The sequence below is a fragment of the Achromobacter sp. 1012554356 genome, assembly GCF_059760815.1.
This window is the reverse complement of sequence record NZ_JCBANC010000016.1, coordinates 84043-99890: the sequence shown is the minus strand read 5'-3', so window position 1 is coordinate 99890 and position 15848 is coordinate 84043. Positions and strand designations below refer to the sequence as shown.

16 protein-coding genes are annotated in these 15848 nt (G+C 65.9%); 15 read left to right on the top strand and 1 reads right to left on the bottom strand.

Features of this window, described 5'->3' with window-relative positions:
* Window positions 1-3 precede the first annotated feature (3 nt).
* The 12 genes from hisC (at window position 4) to cysM (ending at window position 11713) form a co-directional block, all read left to right on the top strand.
* The gene (gene hisC / locus AC6LJW_RS10720; protein ID WP_498087222.1) at window positions 4-1125 is read left to right on the top strand and encodes a histidinol-phosphate transaminase; all 1122 of its coding nucleotides are present in this window, start codon (window positions 4-6) and stop codon (window positions 1123-1125) included.
* Window positions 1122-2024, top strand: a complete 903-nt coding sequence (locus tag AC6LJW_RS10715) for a prephenate dehydrogenase (RefSeq protein ID WP_056567649.1) — start codon at window positions 1122-1124, stop codon at window positions 2022-2024. The genes hisC and AC6LJW_RS10715 overlap by 4 nt, the downstream gene beginning before the upstream one ends.
* 4 nt (window positions 2025-2028) lie before the next feature.
* A complete protein-coding gene (gene aroA, locus AC6LJW_RS10710; protein WP_498087221.1) occupies window positions 2029-3351 on the top strand; it encodes a 3-phosphoshikimate 1-carboxyvinyltransferase in 1323 nt (440 codons plus the stop codon).
* A 21-nt stretch (window positions 3352-3372) separates the two neighbouring features.
* Window positions 3373-4053, top strand: a complete 681-nt coding sequence (gene cmk / locus AC6LJW_RS10705; protein WP_369818985.1) for a (d)CMP kinase — start codon at window positions 3373-3375, stop codon at window positions 4051-4053.
* Window positions 4054-4228: 175 nt separating this feature from the next.
* A complete protein-coding gene (rpsA, locus tag AC6LJW_RS10700) occupies window positions 4229-5941 on the top strand; it encodes a 30S ribosomal protein S1 (RefSeq protein ID WP_056569428.1) in 1713 nt (570 codons plus the stop codon).
* Between the two features lie 3 nt (window positions 5942-5944).
* Window positions 5945-6307, top strand: coding sequence for an integration host factor subunit beta (locus AC6LJW_RS10695; protein WP_008164033.1), 363 nt, complete (start codon window positions 5945-5947; stop codon window positions 6305-6307).
* Window positions 6308-6517: 210 nt separating this feature from the next.
* Window positions 6518-6832, top strand: coding sequence for a LapA family protein (locus tag AC6LJW_RS10690; protein ID WP_498087220.1), 315 nt, complete (start codon window positions 6518-6520; stop codon window positions 6830-6832).
* Window positions 6833-6878: 46 nt separating this feature from the next.
* The gene (gene lapB / locus AC6LJW_RS10685) at window positions 6879-8093 is read left to right on the top strand and encodes a lipopolysaccharide assembly protein LapB (RefSeq protein ID WP_056567638.1); all 1215 of its coding nucleotides are present in this window, start codon (window positions 6879-6881) and stop codon (window positions 8091-8093) included.
* Entirely contained in the window at window positions 8090-9031 is a 942-nt protein-coding gene (rfaE1, locus tag AC6LJW_RS10680) for a D-glycero-beta-D-manno-heptose-7-phosphate kinase (RefSeq protein ID WP_056567635.1), read from the top strand. The genes lapB and rfaE1 overlap by 4 nt, the downstream gene beginning before the upstream one ends.
* Complete coding sequence (gene rfaD, locus AC6LJW_RS10675) at window positions 9028-10017, top strand: ADP-glyceromanno-heptose 6-epimerase (protein WP_056567633.1); 990 nt, start codon at window positions 9028-9030, stop codon at window positions 10015-10017. Before rfaE1 ends, rfaD begins: the two co-directional genes overlap by 4 nt.
* 185 nt (window positions 10018-10202) lie before the next feature.
* A complete protein-coding gene (locus tag AC6LJW_RS10670) occupies window positions 10203-10727 on the top strand; it encodes a ComEA family DNA-binding protein (RefSeq protein WP_498087219.1) in 525 nt (174 codons plus the stop codon).
* 77 nt (window positions 10728-10804) lie between these two features.
* The gene (gene cysM, locus AC6LJW_RS10665) at window positions 10805-11713 is read left to right on the top strand and encodes a cysteine synthase CysM (RefSeq protein WP_498087218.1); all 909 of its coding nucleotides are present in this window, start codon (window positions 10805-10807) and stop codon (window positions 11711-11713) included.
* Between the two features lie 128 nt (window positions 11714-11841).
* Here the strand turns inward: cysM and mltB are convergent, their stop codons facing one another.
* Window positions 11842-13002 carry a lytic murein transglycosylase B gene (gene mltB, locus AC6LJW_RS10660; protein WP_056567627.1) on the bottom strand — a complete coding sequence of 387 codons (1161 nt, stop codon included), beginning with the start codon at window positions 13000-13002 and terminating at the stop codon, window positions 11842-11844.
* Between the two features lie 10 nt (window positions 13003-13012).
* Here mltB and AC6LJW_RS10655 point away from each other — a divergent pair, with 10 nt between their 5' ends.
* From AC6LJW_RS10655 to AC6LJW_RS10645, 3 genes are all read left to right on the top strand, one after another.
* Window positions 13013-13936 carry a histone deacetylase family protein gene (locus AC6LJW_RS10655; RefSeq protein ID WP_427987758.1) on the top strand — a complete coding sequence of 308 codons (924 nt, stop codon included), beginning with the start codon at window positions 13013-13015 and terminating at the stop codon, window positions 13934-13936.
* Between the two features lie 72 nt (window positions 13937-14008).
* Complete coding sequence (locus tag AC6LJW_RS10650) at window positions 14009-14758, top strand: electron transfer flavoprotein subunit beta/FixA family protein (protein ID WP_056322273.1); 750 nt, start codon at window positions 14009-14011, stop codon at window positions 14756-14758.
* A 2-nt stretch (window positions 14759-14760) separates the two neighbouring features.
* Window positions 14761-15690, top strand: a complete 930-nt coding sequence (locus tag AC6LJW_RS10645) for an electron transfer flavoprotein subunit alpha/FixB family protein (protein ID WP_056567625.1) — start codon at window positions 14761-14763, stop codon at window positions 15688-15690.
* Window positions 15691-15848: the final 158 nt, after the last annotated feature.

Sequence of the window (15848 nt, the reverse complement as noted above, 5' to 3'; positions counted from 1 at the left end):
ATCATGACCCACGCATCCAAGCCCCTCGTTGCCCCCGCGCACGTCAGCGCCATCGCCCCGTACCAGGCTGGCAAGCCGATCGAAGAACTGGCCCGCGAGTTCGGGCTGGATCCGGCAACCATCGTCAAGCTGGCCTCCAACGAAAATCCCTTGGGCATGCCCAAGTCGGCACGCGCGGCCATGCTGGCCGCCGCCGAATCGCTGGCGCGCTATCCGGACCCCAATGGTTTTGACCTGAAGGCGGCGCTTGCCGAACGCTATGGCGTGCCGATGAACTGGATCACGTTGGGCAACGGCTCGAACGACATCCTGGAAATCGCCGCGCTGGCGCTGCTGGAGCCGGGCGCTTCGGCGGTGTACGCGCAGCACTCGTTTGCGGTCTACCGCCTGGCCACGCAGGCGCGCGGCGCGCGCCATATCGTGGTGCCGGCCGTCGACCACGGCCACGACCTGGATGCAATGTTCGACGCGATCGCCGACGACACGCGTCTGGTGTTCATCGCCAACCCGAACAATCCCACCGGCACCTTCGTGCCGGGCGAGAAGATCGCCGAGTTTCTGGAACGCGTGCATGCCGCGCACGGCGACCGCGTCACGGTCGTGCTGGACGAGGCCTACAACGAATACCTGGACCCGGAATTCCGCTTCGACAGCACCGCGCTGGCGCGCCGTTATCCGAACCTGATCGTGTCGCGCACGTTCTCCAAGGCGTACGGCCTGGCGGGCCTGCGCGTGGGCTTCTCGGTTGCGCAGCCCGGCCTGACCGACCTGCTCAACCGCGTGCGCCAGCCGTTCAACGTCAACACGCTGGCCCAGGCCGCGGCCATCGCCGCGCTGGGCGACGCTGCCTACCTGGAAGAAGCCTACGCCTCCAACAAGGCGGGCAAGGCCCAGCTCTGCGCTGCGTTCGATAAGCTGAATCTGCGTTACGTGCCCAGCTACGGCAACTTCGTGCTGGTTCACGTGGGCGACGCGCCGCGCATCAATCTTGAACTCCTCAAGCGCGGCGTCATCGTGCGTCCCGTCGCGGGCGACGGCCTGCCGGAGTGGCTGCGCGTGTCCATCGGGCTGCCCCACGAAAACGCCCGATTCATCGACGCCCTGACCGCCATCCTGACCGCATGAACGACGCGTTACCTTCTTCCGATCAGGGGGCCGCGGGCCCCCTGATTCCTGTATTGGCCGTGGTTGGCGTCGGTTTGATCGGCGGTTCATTTGCGGCAGCCTTGCGGCAGGCAGGGCAGGTGGGCAAGGTGCTGGGCGTCGGGCGTAATACGCAGTCGCTGGAACGCGCCGTCACGCTGGGCCTCATCGACGAGGCTGTGACGGCCGAAGCCGCGGCGGCCCAGGCGGACCTCATCATGCTGGCCACGCCGGTCGGCGGCCTGACGAACGTGCTGTCGCAGATGCGGCCGCACCTCTCGCCGGGCGCCGTGCTGACCGACGGCGGCAGCACGAAGGCCGAGGTGGTCGAAGCGGCGCGCGCTGCGCTGGGCGATCGCATTGGCCAGTTTGTGCCGGGCCATCCCATCGCGGGCGCCGAGCGCACCGGGCCGGAGGCCGCGGATGCGGGCCTCTACCGCGGACGCACGGTCATCCTCACGCCCGTGCCTGAAAACGGGGCAGCAGCCTTGGCGCTTGTGCGCCGGGCCTGGCAAGCCTGCGGCGCTGACGTCATCGACATGGACGCCGCCGCGCACGATCGCGTGCTTGCATCGGTCAGCCATCTTCCGCACCTGCTGTCGTCGGTGTATATGGAACAGGTGGCCACGGCCGCCGACGCCCCGACTCGGCTGGAACTGGCGGGCAGCGGGTTTCGCGACTTCACCCGGATCGCCGCCGGATCGCCCGAGATGTGGCGCGACATCTTTCTGTCCAACCGCGACGCGATGCTGGCCGAAGTGGCCGCCGTGCGCGGCGTGCTGGACCGTGCCGAACGCGCCATCGCCGATGGCGACGGCGAGGCTTTGCTGACGTTGCTGGACACGGCGGCGCGTGCGCGCCGCGGCTGGCGCAAGGAGTAGCTGAATGGGCGCTTTGCCTTACCTCGATCTGCCGCGCGTGCGGCGCGCGCAAGGCACGATGGCCTTGCCCGGATCCAAGAGCATTTCCAACCGCGTGCTGCTGCTGTCGGCCATTGCCGAAGGCACGACGGTCATCACCGGCCTGCTGGACTCCGATGACACCCGCGTGATGCTGGCCGCGTTGCGCCAGTTGGGCGTGCAGGTGTCCGACCTGGAAGCAGGGCGTGTCACGGTGCAGGGCGTGCGCCGCTTCCCGGTGGAAAGCGCCGACCTCTTCATGGGCAATGCGGGCACCGCGATCCGCCCGTTGACGGCGGCGCTGGCGCTCATGGGCGGCGACTACCGGCTGTCGGGCGTGCCGCGCATGCACGAGCGCCCCATCGGCGATCTGGTCGACGCCTTGAACGCGCTGGGCGCACGCGTCGACTATCTGGGCCAGCCGGGCTATCCGCCGCTGCATATCGGCTGCGGCGACATCGCTGAAAACGCCGTGACCCGCGTGCAGGGTTCGGTGTCCAGCCAGTTCCTGACCGCCTTGCTGCTGGCCGCGCCGCTGCAGGCCGCGCGCAGCGGCAAGCCCGTCACCATCGAGGTCGCGGGCGAGCTGATTTCCAAGCCCTACATCGAGATCACGCTCAACCTGATGGCGCGCTTTGGCGTGCTGGTGCAGCGGGATGGCTGGAGCCGTTTCGTTGTGGACGCTGGCGCGGCTTATCGCAGCCCGGGGCAGATCGCGGTGGAAGGGGATGCATCGACGGCGTCGTATTTCCTCGCGCTGGGCGCCATTGGCGGCGGCCCCGTGCGCGTGACCGGCGTCGGCGCCGACAGCATCCAGGGCGACGTGGGGTTCGCCAGCACCCTGGCCGACATGGGCGCCAAGGTCACCTATGGTCCGGATTGGATCGAAGTGTCGGGCGTGCAGGTTGCGGACGGCGAGCTTCTCCGCGCCTTCGACACCGATTTCAACCTGATCCCCGACGCCGCGATGACGGCTGCGGCCCTGGCCCTGTATGCCGACGGCCCTTGCCGGCTGCGCAACATCGGCAGCTGGCGCGTCAAGGAAACGGACCGCATTCATGCCATGCAGACCGAGCTGGAAAAGCTGGGCGCGCAGGTCGAGTCCGGCCCCGATTGGCTGCGCGTGACGCCGCCGGCGCAGGACGCCTGGCGCGATGCGCATATCGGCACCTGGGACGACCACCGCATGGCGATGTGCTTTTCGCTGGCGGCATTCGGCCCGGCGGCGGTCCGCATTCTTGATCCCGGATGTGTCAGCAAGACGTTCCCGGGTTACTTTGACGTCTACGCCGGCCTGGTTTCGGCCTAGCGCTGCATGGCATCCATGACTTTGACAGCTTCAACCTCCGCTTCCCTGGCCCCGGTCATCACGATCGACGGCCCCACCGCGTCTGGCAAGGGCACCGTTGCCCATCGCGTCGCCAAGGCGCTGGGCTGGGCGGTGCTGGACAGCGGCGCGCTGTACCGGCTGACCGCGCTGGCCGCCATCAACCGCGGCGTTGCCGCCGAGGACGAGCCCGCCGTGGCGCGCGTGGCCGAGACGCTGGATGTGCGTTTTGACGGCCCCCATGTCTACCTTGAGGGTGCGGATGCCGGTCATGACATCCGCCGCGAGGAAGTGGGCAATTTCGCGTCCCGCGTGGCGGCTTTCCCTGGCGTTCGGCAGGCCTTGCTGGAGCGCCAGCGCGCCTTCCGGCTGCCGCCCGGCCTGGTCGCGGACGGCCGCGACATGGGCACCGTCGTATTCCCGGACGCGTCCCTGAAGGTGTTCCTGGTCGCCGACGTTGTCGCCCGGGCGGAGAGGCGCCGTAAGCAGTTGATCGAAAAGGGAATTTCTGCTAATCTAGACGACCTTTTGCGGGATATGCGCGAGCGTGACGCGCGCGACACCGGGCGCGCCACTGCGCCGCTGGCCCCCGCAGCAGATGCACACGTGCTGGATTCGTCCAATCTGACGATCGCAGAAACGGTGCAGGCAATACTGGATTTCTGGCAGAACGCCAACCAGTGAAGCTCCAGGCAGTTTTAAAGCAGTTTTTTGATTAGGCCCTGCTCAAGCCAGGCGACTCCCCCACGGGCCACCCCGCAAGGGTCAGCCAGCCGGCAGGTATTTTGACTCCACTGTGGCGGGCAATCCGCTGCGGTGTGTTCTTAACGGCCATTTCGGCCCAATGGATTTCAACCCCATGTCTTCCGTTTCCACTACCGCCACCGGCGGCGAAAGCTTCGCCGACCTTTTCGCACAAAGCCTCAAGAGCCAGGACATGAAGTCCGGCGAGGTCATCAGCGCCGAAGTCGTGCGCGTCGACCACAATTTCGTCGTCGTCAACGCCGGCCTGAAGTCCGAAGCGCTGATCCCCCTGGAAGAGTTCCTGAACGACCAGGGCGAGCTCGAAGTGCAACCTGGCGATTTCGTCTCGGTGGCCATCGATTCCCTGGAAAACGGCTACGGCGACACCATCCTGTCGCGTGACCGCGCCAAGCGCCTGTCGGCCTGGCTGCAACTGGAAAAGGCCCTGGAGAACGGCGAACTGGTTACCGGCACCATCACCGGCAAGGTGAAGGGCGGCCTGACCGTCATGACCAACGGCATCCGCGCGTTCCTGCCGGGTTCGCTGGTGGACCTGCGTCCGGTCAAGGACACCACCCCGTACGAAGGCAAGACCCTCGAATTCAAGGTCATCAAGCTCGACCGCAAGCGCAACAACGTTGTGCTGTCGCGTCGCCAAGTGCTGGAAGCCAGCATGGGCGAAGAGCGTCAAAAGCTGCTCGAAACCCTGCACGAAGGTGCCGTGGTCAAGGGCGTGGTCAAGAACATCACCGACTACGGCGCGTTCGTCGACCTGGGCGGCATCGATGGCCTGCTGCACATCACCGACATGGCCTGGCGCCGTGTGCGTCACCCCTCCGAAGTCCTGCAAGTGGGTCAGGAAGTCGAAGCCAAGGTTCTCAAGTTCGACCAGGAAAAGAGCCGCGTCTCCCTGGGCGTCAAGCAGCTTGGCGAAGATCCGTGGGTGGGCCTGGCTCGCCGCTACCCGCAAGGCACCCGCCTGTTCGGCAAGGTCACGAACCTGACCGACTACGGCGCGTTTGTTGAAGTCGAAGCCGGTATCGAAGGCCTGGTCCACGTGTCCGAAATGGACTGGACCAACAAGAACGTCGACCCGCGCAAGGTTGTGACCCTGGGCGAAGAAGTCGAAGTCATGGTCCTGGAAATCGACGAAGACCGTCGTCGTATTTCGCTGGGCATGAAGCAGTGCCGCCAGAACCCGTGGGAAGAGTTCGCCACGAACTTCAAGCGTGGTGACAAGGTCCGCGGCGCCATCAAGTCAATCACCGACTTCGGCGTGTTCGTCGGCCTGCCCGGCGGCATCGACGGCCTGGTTCACCTGTCCGACCTGTCGTGGGCGGAAGCTGGTGAAGAAGCCGTGCGCAACTTCAAGAAGGGTGACGAAATCGAAGCCGTGGTTCTGGGCATCGACACCGACAAGGAACGCATCTCGCTGGGCATCAAGCAGCTGGAAGGCGACCCCTTCAACAACTTCGTCGCCACGTTTGACAAGGGCGCCGTTGTTCCGGGCACCATCAAGTCCGTCGAAGCCAAGGGCGCTGTTGTCACGCTGTCCGTGGACGTTGAAGGCTACCTGCGCGCTTCCGAGATCTCCTCGGGCCGCGTCGAAGATGCCACCACCGTGCTGAACGCCGGCGAAAACATCGAAGCCATGATCGTCAACATCGACCGCAAGACGCGTTCGATCCAGCTGTCGATCAAGGCCCGTGACAACGCCGAAACCGCCGACACGATCCAGCGCATGTCTGATGCCAGCGCTTCGTCCGGCACCACCAACCTCGGCGCGCTGCTGAAGGCCAAGCTGGACCAACAGCGCAACGACGGTTAATTCGTGACCAAGTCGGAGCTGATCGCCGCCTTGGCGGCCCGCTATCCTCAGCTGGCCGCCCGCGACACCGATTACGCGGTCAAGACCGTGCTGGATGCAATGACTCAGGCCCTGGCCTCGGGTCAGCGCATCGAGATCCGCGGTTTTGGCAGCTTTTCGTTGTCGCAACGGTCACCCCGTGTCGGTCGCAATCCCAAATCCGGCGAGCAGGTGCTGGTGCCTGGCAAACAGGTGCCGCACTTCAAGGCGGGCAAGGAATTGCGTGAACGGGTGGACCTGGTCGGCGGCAATGACGAGGACGCTCAATCCTCCGGATCGAGCGAGTCGATGCCGTCTTCCATGGCAGGTTTGCACGCCATGCACTGACGCGTCGGCCAGGCAGGGCTGCCTTCGGGCAGATCGGACCGCGAACAAAGCCCCTTGAGAAATCAAGGGGCTTTGTTTTTGTGGCGCCGGTTCTGTGCGATCGCCCCGCCTTCGGGTTAGCCGGCCAAGCTCCGGCCTGGGGCTTTTTTTTCTCTCGTCATGAAGACGTCGCTTACAATTGACGGTCTCGAATCATCTGGAGCATGCGCCATGCGCTATCTCGTCTGGGCCCTGCGATTGCTCGTCTTTGTTGCGGTGTTGATGTTCGCCTTGAAGAACACCGACCCCGTCGCCGTGAAGTTCTACGCTGACTACGTCGTCCAGGATGTCCCGCTGATCGTCGTCATGCTGGTCGTGTTCGTGCTCGGCGCGCTGTTCGGCCTGCTGCTGACCGTGCCTGCCGCGCTGCGCCGCCGCCGCGAGGCCATCCGCCTGCGCCGCGAACTGGATCGCATCCAGGTTGCCGCCAACGGCACCACGCCTGTCGTGCCCCCCGAAGCCGTCGCTCCGATGTCGCCGCTGTGACATCGCGCCGCTTTTTTTGCACCGAATTACCGCGTGAGTCCGAATAGTGGATTTTGAACCTTGGTGGTTGATATTCGTCCCGGTGCTGTTCGCGCTGGGCTGGCTGGCCGCGCGTTTCGATATCCGGCAGATGCTGCGCGAAACCCGCAGCCTGCCAGACTCGTATTTCCGCGGACTGAACTTCCTGCTCAACGAAGAGCCTGACCGCGCCATCGACGCTTTCGTCGAAGTCGCCAAGCTGGACCCGGAAACCACGGAGCTGCACTTTGCCTTGGGCAGCCTCTTTCGCCGGCGCGGCGAAATGGAGCGCGCCATTCGCGTGCACCAAAGCCTCTTGAACCGTTCCGACCTGCCGCAGGCCGAACGCGAACACGCGCAGCACGAGCTGGCGCAGGACTTCCTGAAGGCAGGGATGCTGGACCGCGCCGAAAGCGGTTTCGAACAGCTCAAGGACACGCGCTACGCCTTGCCCGCGCTGCGCTCGCTGATCCGCATTTATGAATCCGAACACGATTGGCCGCGTGCGATCGAGGCCGTGAAGACCCTGCAGGGCCTGATCGACGAGCCCGTTCCGCAAATCGTGCATTACTACTGCGAACAGGCCCAGACCGCGCTCGCGGCCAAGCCCGCCGACGTCGAGGCCGCGCACAAGGCGCTGGACGCGGCGGATCACGCGCTGTCGACCACCGAGGCTGCCTCCAGCAAGGGCGCCAAGGTGCGCACCGCCATGCTGCGCGCGCGCCTGGCGCTGATCGAACAGGATCCGAAGCGCGAACGGCTGTATCTGGAATCCGTCATGACCGACGCATCCGAATATGCCGGGCTGGTGGGCGAGCAGTTGCTGGCTAACTACCGCAATGCCAATCAGGCGGCCGCGGGCCTGGATTTCCTGCAAAAGCAGTATGGCCGCCATGCGTCCCTGGACCTCTTCAATGTAGTGTTCCGGGAATTGCGCGTGCAGCAGGGCGCTGCGACCGCGTGGGCCTTTGCCCGCGGCGCGCTGCGCAGCCATCCTTCGCTGCTGGGCCTGGATCGCCTGCTGGAGGCCGAGCTCGCCAACGGCGACAGCGATGGCGATCACGGTCCGGTGCCGGGCGCCGATCTGACCCTGTTGCGCAGCCTGATCCACAAGCACACGCAACGGCTCGATCGCTATGCATGCCGCAATTGCGGTTTTCAAGCGCGTCGCTTTTACTGGCAATGTCCCGGCTGCAACGCCTGGGAAACCTATGCGCCGCGCCGTCTGGAAGAACTTGAATGAACTCTTTTCCCGCCGAAGCCATTTCGCGTAGCCGCGTGCTCGTGGTTGGCGACGTCATGCTGGACCGCTACTGGTTCGGTGAAGTCGAACGTATCTCGCCCGAAGCGCCGGTTCCGGTCGTGCGGGTCGCGCGACGCGAAGACCGCCTGGGCGGCGCCGCCAACGTGGCGCGCAACGTCGCGGCCCTGGGCGGCCATGTGACGCTGGTCGGCGTGCTGGGCCAGGACGAAGCCGGCGACAGCGTCCGGCGCCTGGCCACCGAGGCCGGCATCCAGGGCGACCTGATTGCCGACAACGAACTGCACACCACCCTGAAGATGCGCGTGCTGGGCCGCCAGCAGCAGCTGCTGCGCGTGGATTTCGAACAGCATCCCTCGCAGGCATCGCTGGACGCTGTGGACGCGGCCCTGGCGCGCCACATGGCCAACCACGACATCGTCGTGCTGTCGGACTATGCCAAAGGGGTGCTGACGCGGGTCGAGTCGCTGATTGCGCTGGCGCGCAATGCGGGCATCCCGGTGCTGGTGGACCCCAAGGGCGACGACTATTCGCGCTATCGCGGCGCGACGCTGGTCACGCCCAATCGCTCGGAAATGCAGCAGGCAGTCGGCCGCTGGACCTCCGAAGCCGAATTGACCGATCGCGCGCAGCGTCTGCGCGCCGATCTGGACCTGGAAGCCTTGCTCGTGACGCGGTCCGAGCAGGGCATGACTTTGTTTTCCGATGCGGGACGCGATCACACCGACGCGCAGGCGCACGAAGTGTTCGACGTGTCCGGCGCGGGCGACACCGTGCTGGCCACGCTGGCGGTCACGCGCGCCATCGGCCTGCCGTGGGCCGAGGCCATGGGCTGGGCCAACAAGGCCGGCGGCATTGCCGTGGGCAAGCTGGGCACGTCCGTCGTCACCGCCGCGGAATTGGCAGGAGAATCCTCATGATCGTCGTTACCGGAGCCGCGGGCTTCATTGGCAGCAACCTGGTTCGCGGGCTCAACCGCCGCGGCATCGAAGACATCATTGCCGTCGATGACCTGACCGAGGGCGACAAATTCGTCAATCTGGTCGACTGCAAGATCGCCGACTACATGGACAAGGACGACTTCCGCCGCCGCGTCGCGGACGGCAGCCTGCCCGAAATCCGCGCGGTGCTGCATCAGGGCGCGTGCTCGGACACGACTGAGCGCAACGGCCGCTACATGCTGGACAACAACTACCGCGTCACGCTTGAACTCTTCGAGTTCTGCCAGGCGCGCCGCGTGCCGTTCCTGTATGCGTCCTCCGCGGCTGTGTACGGCGGCTCGACGACCTACGTCGAGCATCCCGACAACGAAGGCCCGCTGAACGTCTACGGCTATTCCAAGCTGCTGTTCGACCAGGTGCTGCGCAAGCGCATGGACAGCCTGACGGCGCAGGTCGTTGGTCTGCGGTACTTCAATGTGTACGGCCCGCACGAGCAGCACAAGGGCCGCATGGCCTCGGTGGCCTTCCACAACATGAACCAGTTCCTCGAGCACGGGCACGTGCGCCTCTTTGCAGGCTGGGACGGCTACGTGGACGGCGGCCAGAGCCGCGACTTCATCTCTGTCGAGGACGTGGTGGCGGTGAATCTGCATTTCCTGGATCACCCCGAGCAATCCGGCATTTTCAATTGCGGCACCGGCAAGGCGCAGCCGTTCAACGACGTGGCGGCTGCCGTGGTGAACACGCTGCGCGCCGAGCGGGGCGAGGCCGAACTGACGCTGGCCCAGTTGGCCGAACTGGACCTGATCCGCTACATTCCGTTCCCGGACGACCTCAAGGGCCGCTACCAGAGCTACACGCAGGCGGATGTCACGCAGCTTCGGGCAGCCGGTTTTGCCGCGCCGATGCGCGACGTGCAGACGGGCGTGGCCGAATACGTGCGCTACTGGCGCGCCCGGAAGTAACTGTCCCGCAGGCAACGCGACCAGGAAAGCCACCGCAATGCGGTGGTTTTTTTTGTCCGCATGGTTGGCCCCGTAGTTGCCGGGGTGGATGTTTAGGTTCACAGGCCGGGCGCAGGGGCGCGCCGGCTCCGATGATGGGAACTGGGCGCGGCAACCGTCGCGTCCGGAACCGTCAGGAGAGCCGCATGAATCCCTTCGTCCAATCCACCGTAGCCCGGAACCTGCCGCAGGCGCCGTGGCGCCGCGCGCGTCCGGCTGCCGTGCCCGCATGCCCGCGCGAGGGCCACCGAACCCTGCGGCGAGCGCTTGGCGCCTTGCTGCTGTCCGCCGGCCTGGGCGTGGCGGCGCCGCCCGCCCACGCGGTCGACATCAACCAGGCCACCGCGGCCCAGCTTGAAGGCGTGCGGGGCATCGGCCCGCGCACCGCCGAAATCATCGTGCGCGAACGCGAGCGCGGCGGCGGTTTTGAATCGCTCGAGGATCTGACCGAGCGCGTGCGCGGCATCGGCCAGAAAAAGGCCCAGGCGTTGCAGGCGGCGGGGCTGACCATCGGCGCGGCAGGGGCGGCGGGCGCGGCGGCCAGGCCGATGGCAGCCGCCGGGGGGGCAGGCGCGGCGGCTGCCGGCCGGCCGGCGCCGGGCAAGGCGCCTACGGCCAATTCGGCGAGGCCGTCCACCGGCACCCCGGTGCCGGCGCGCGCCAAGCCCTGAGCCCGCCACCAGGGCGCCCATGGCGCGTGCGCGGCCTTTGGGGCCGCGCGGCGCCGGGCGGAGTTATGATCGACCGCATGACTACTACCTACCCCACTATCGAGCAGACCGTCGGCAACACGCCCCTGGTGCGCCTGCAGCGCATTCCTGGGGCGGCGGGCGACGCGCGCGGCAATGTCATTCTGGCCAAGCTGGAAGGCAACAACCCGGCGGGATCCGTGAAGGATCGCCCCGCCTTGTCGATGATCCAGCGCGCGGAAGAGCGCGGCGACATCAAGCCGGGCGACACCCTCATCGAGGCCACCAGCGGCAACACTGGCATTGCGCTGGCCATGGCGGCCGCCATGAAGGGCTACCGCATGATTCTGATCATGCCCGACAACCTGTCCGTCGAACGGCGCGCAGCCATGGCGGCCTATGGCGCGGAACTGATCCTGACGCCGGCCGACAAGGGCGGCATGGAATACGCCCGCGACCTGGCTACCGAGATGCAGGCCGACGGCCGGGGCGTGGTGCTGGACCAGTTCGCCAATCCCGACAATCCGCGCGCGCACATTGAAACCACGGGCCCGGAACTCTGGAATCAGACGGAGGGACGCATCACGCACTTCGTCAGCGCGATGGGCACCACGGGTACGATCATGGGCGTGTCGACCTATCTCAAGTCGCGCAACCCCGCCGTGCAGGTGGTGGGCGCGCAGCCGGCCGAAGGGTCGCAGATTCCAGGCATCCGCAAGTGGCCCGAGGCCTACCTGCCCAAGATCTTCGACCGCAGCCGCGTGGATGCCTACGAATCCATCCAGCAGTCCGAGGCCGAAGTCATGGCGCGGCGCCTGGCCGCCGAGGAAGGCATCTTCGGCGGGATCTCGTCCGCCGGCGCTCTGGTCGCGGCCCTGCGGGTTGCCGAGCGCGTCAGCGATGCGACCATCGTGTTCATCGTGTGCGACCGCGGCGATCGCTACCTGTCGACAGGCGTTTTCAACTGATACGCGTGGCTGAAAAGCGGGGCTGCCCGGCCGGTCCGGCCGATATTGCACCCAAATGAAAAACGCCCTGGCGGTTGAACCCGCCAGGGCGTTTGGTTTTTGGCGTGAGGGTGTCCGCAGGAGGGCGCTCAGCGCGCCACGCGGGCCTCGATCTCCGTCGCCAGATCCGCCACCGACGTCGCATAGAAATAGCTGCGGTTGTACTTGGTCAGCGCAAAGAAGTTGGGCGTGCCCACGCGGTACTGCGCCGTGCCGCGCATTTCCTCGACCAGATCCACCACGCCTAGCGGCTGGGTGCTCCAGCCGTCGCCGGTCGCGCCAGGCTTGAGCTGCGAGCCCGCCGCCGATAGCGTCGTCCAGCTTTGCTTGGGCTCCAAGCCGCCGTCCACCAGGGCGGTGGGGTCGGCGGGCAGCACCACCGGCGCGAACACCGGCAGGCCGCGCTGCCAGCCGTGCTGCGCCAGGAAGCTGCCCACGGACATGATTGCGTCCTGGGTGTTGTTGGTCAGGTCGATATGACCATTGCCGTCGCCGTCCACGGCGTAGTGCATCACGCTGGTCGGCATGAACTGCGGCATGCCGATGGCGCCGGCGTAGGAACCCTGCGTTTCCAGCTCGAGCTTGTCGTTCATGACCAGCGTCAGGAAGTCCGCCAACTGGGTGCGGAACATGGTGGCGCGCTCGGGCTTGGCGGGATCGGGGTAGTCAAAGGCCAGCGTGGCCAGCGCGTCCAGGACGCGGAAGTTGCCCATGTTGCGGCCATATAGCGTTTCGACGCCGATGATGGAGGCAATGATGGGCGCGGGCACGCCGAACCGTTGCGCGGCCTGGTTCAGGAGGTCGCGGTTTTCGTTGTAGAACTCGACGCCCCAGGCGATGCGCTTAGGCTCGACGAAGCGCGACCGGTAGGTCAGCCAGCTGCGCCAGACCTTCTTGCCTGGCGGGGAGGGGGCAATCAGCCGCGCCACCGTGGCGTTGTAGCGCGAGCTTTCCAGTGCGGACACCATCGGCGCCAGCGGCAGTTGCCGTTCGGCGGCCAGGTTTTCCACGAAGGTGCGGACCTCGGGGCGCAGCGCGCCCGACGGCGTCAGCGTGGCGGGTGCGTCGTCCGCGAGGTCGGGGCCAAGCGTCGGCGTGCTGGGCCCGATGCGGATGGGTGCGGTCCCTGAAGCCTGGGCGGTTTGGGGAGCAAGCGTGGAGGAGGGGGCTGCGGTGGGAGTGGTGGTGGAGCACCCCGCCAGCAGGGCGGAAAGCGCGCCGAGTTGCAGTATTCGCCGACAGATGAACATAATCTTCCTTATGGAGACCATGTATCTTACCCACCCGGCATGCCGCTTGCATGAAATGGGAAGCTGGCATCCGGAAAGCCCACAGAGGCTGGACGCCATCTCCGATCAGTTGCTCGCAAGCGGTTTGATGCCCTATCTGGATGACCGGCAGGCGCCGCAGGCGTCGCGCCATGACCTCTTGCGCGTGCACACTGTCCAGTATCTGGACAGTTTGCAGAAACATACGCCGGACCAAGGGTATTACCCTATCGATCCCGACACCCTCATGAATCCGCACACCTACGAGGCCGCGTTGCATGCGGCGGGCGCGGGTGTGGCAGCTGTCGATGCCGTGCTGGGCGGCGAGGCGCGCACGGCCTTCTGCTCCGTGCGTCCCCCGGGGCATCACGCCTGCCGTTCGCAGGCGATGGGGTTCTGCTTCTTCAATAACGTCGCCATCGCGGCGCGGCACGCCCTGGATTTCCATGGCCTGACGCGCGTGGCGATCGTCGATTTCGACGTCCATCACGGCAACGGCACGGAAGACGTCTTCGCCGGCGACGATCGGGTGCTGATGTGCAGCTTCTTTCAGCATCCGTTCTTCCCCAACAGCGGCGCGGATCACCCGGCCGCGAACATGTTGAATGTGCCCGTGCCCGCCTACACGGCAGGCGCCGCGGTCCGGACCATCGTCACGGACACGTGGCTGCCGCGGCTGGAGGCGCACCGCCCGGAACTGATCCTCGTGTCGGCGGGCTTTGACGCCCACCGCGAGGACGACATGGGGCAGATGGGACTGGTCGAATCGGACTATGCCTGGATCACCGAACAGCTCGTTGGTGTGGCTGACCGCCACTGTGAGGGCCGGATCGTGAGCACGCTGGAAGGCGGTTACAACTTGTCGGCCTTGGGCCGCAGCGTGGTCGCGCACATACGGGCGCTGGCGAAGCTGTAGAATCAGGAAAAAATTGTGCAATGCGATCCCGGCGCAAAGCCGGGTCATTATTTTCCAATTGGAGGCAGCGGGATGAAGGTGTTGGTACCTGTCAAGCGCGTCGTTGACTACAACGTCAAGGTGCGCGTCAAGTCTGATCAGACCGGCGTGGATATCGCCAATGTGAAGATGTCCATGAACCCCTTTGACGAAATCGCCGTCGAGGAAGCCACCCGCCTGAAGGAAAAGGGCGCGGTCGCTGAAGTCGTGGCGGTTTCTTGCGGCGTTGCGCAATGCCAGGAGACACTGCGCACCGCCATGGCCATCGGCGCCGATCGCGGCGTGCTGGTCCAGACCGATGCCGAGCTGCAACCGCTGGCCGTCGCCAAGCTGCTCAAGGCGCTGGTCGACAAGGAACAGCCCCAGCTCGTGATCCTGGGCAAGCAGGCCATCGACGACGACGCCAATCAAACCGGCCAGATGCTCGCCGCGCTGCTTGACTGGCCGCAAGCCACGTTCGCCAGCAAGGTCGAACTGGCCGACGGCAAGGTCACCGTGACGCGCGAAGTCGACGGCGGCCTGGAAACCCTGTCGCTCAAGCTGCCCGCCATCGTGACCACCGACCTGCGCCTGAACGAGCCGCGCTACGTCACGCTGCCGAACATCATGAAGGCCAAGAAAAAGCAGTTGGACACCGTCACGCCGCAAGATCTGGGCGTTGATCCCGCGCCCCGCCTGAAGACGCTGAAGGTCAGCGAGCCGCCCGCCCGCAAGGCCGGCATCAAGGTTGCCGATGTCGCGGCGCTGGTGGACAAACTCAAGAACGAAGCGAAGGTGGTCTGATCATGACGACGCTGGTTATTGCCGAACACGATAACGCCCAACTCAAGGGCGCAACCCTGAACGCCATCGCCGCCGCCGCCAAGATCGGAGGCGACGTGCACGTGCTGGTCGCTGGCGCCAACGCGCGCGCCGTGGCCGACCAGGCCGCTCAGGCCGCCGGCGTGGCAAAGGTGCTGCTGGCCGATGCGCCGCATCTGGCGGACGGCCTGGCCGAAAACGTCGCGGCGCAGGTGCTGGCCGTGGCCTCGAACTACAGCCACATCCTGTTCCCGGCCACCGCCTCGGGCAAGAACGTGGCCCCGCGCGTCGCGGCCAAGCTTGACGTGGCCCAGATCTCCGACATCATCGGTGTCGAATCCGCCGATACGTTCCAGCGCCCGATCTACGCCGGCAACGCCATTGCCACCGTGCAATCGGCCGACGCCGTCAAGGTCATCACCGTGCGCACGACCGGCTTTGACGCCGTCGCCGCCCAAGGCGGTTCCGCCTCGGTCGAAGACGCTGCCGCCGTGGCCGATTCGGGTCTGTCCACGTTCGTGGGCCGCGAAGTCGCCAAGAGCGATCGTCCCGAACTGGCCGGCGCGCGTGTCGTGGTGTCGGGCGGCCGCGGTCTGGGCAGCGCCGAGAACTTCAAGATCCTGGATCCGCTGGCCGACAAGCTGGGCGCCGCGCTGGGCGCTTCGCGCGCCGCCGTCGACGCCGGCTACGCGCCGAACGACTGGCAGGTTGGCCAGACCGGCAAGATCGTCGCGCCGCAGTTGTACGTGGCTGTCGGTATCTCGGGCGCCATCCAGCATTTGGCCGGCATGAAGGATTCGAAGGTCATTGTCGCGATCAACAAGGACGCCGAAGCGCCGATATTCGGTGTCGCCGATTACGGCCTGGTGGGCGACCTGTTCACGGTCGTTCCCGAGCTGACGAACGCGCTGTAAGCCACAGCCGCTTCGATGAAAACCGCGGGCCTTCGGGTCCGCGGTTTTTTTTGTAGAAGCACCGCTCACATATTTCAAAAATTCGAAAATCTTTGATTTTCGGAAAGACTCTGATAAGGTACTTCGCGCGCTACTCACTGTTTGCGATTGTGCTTGAC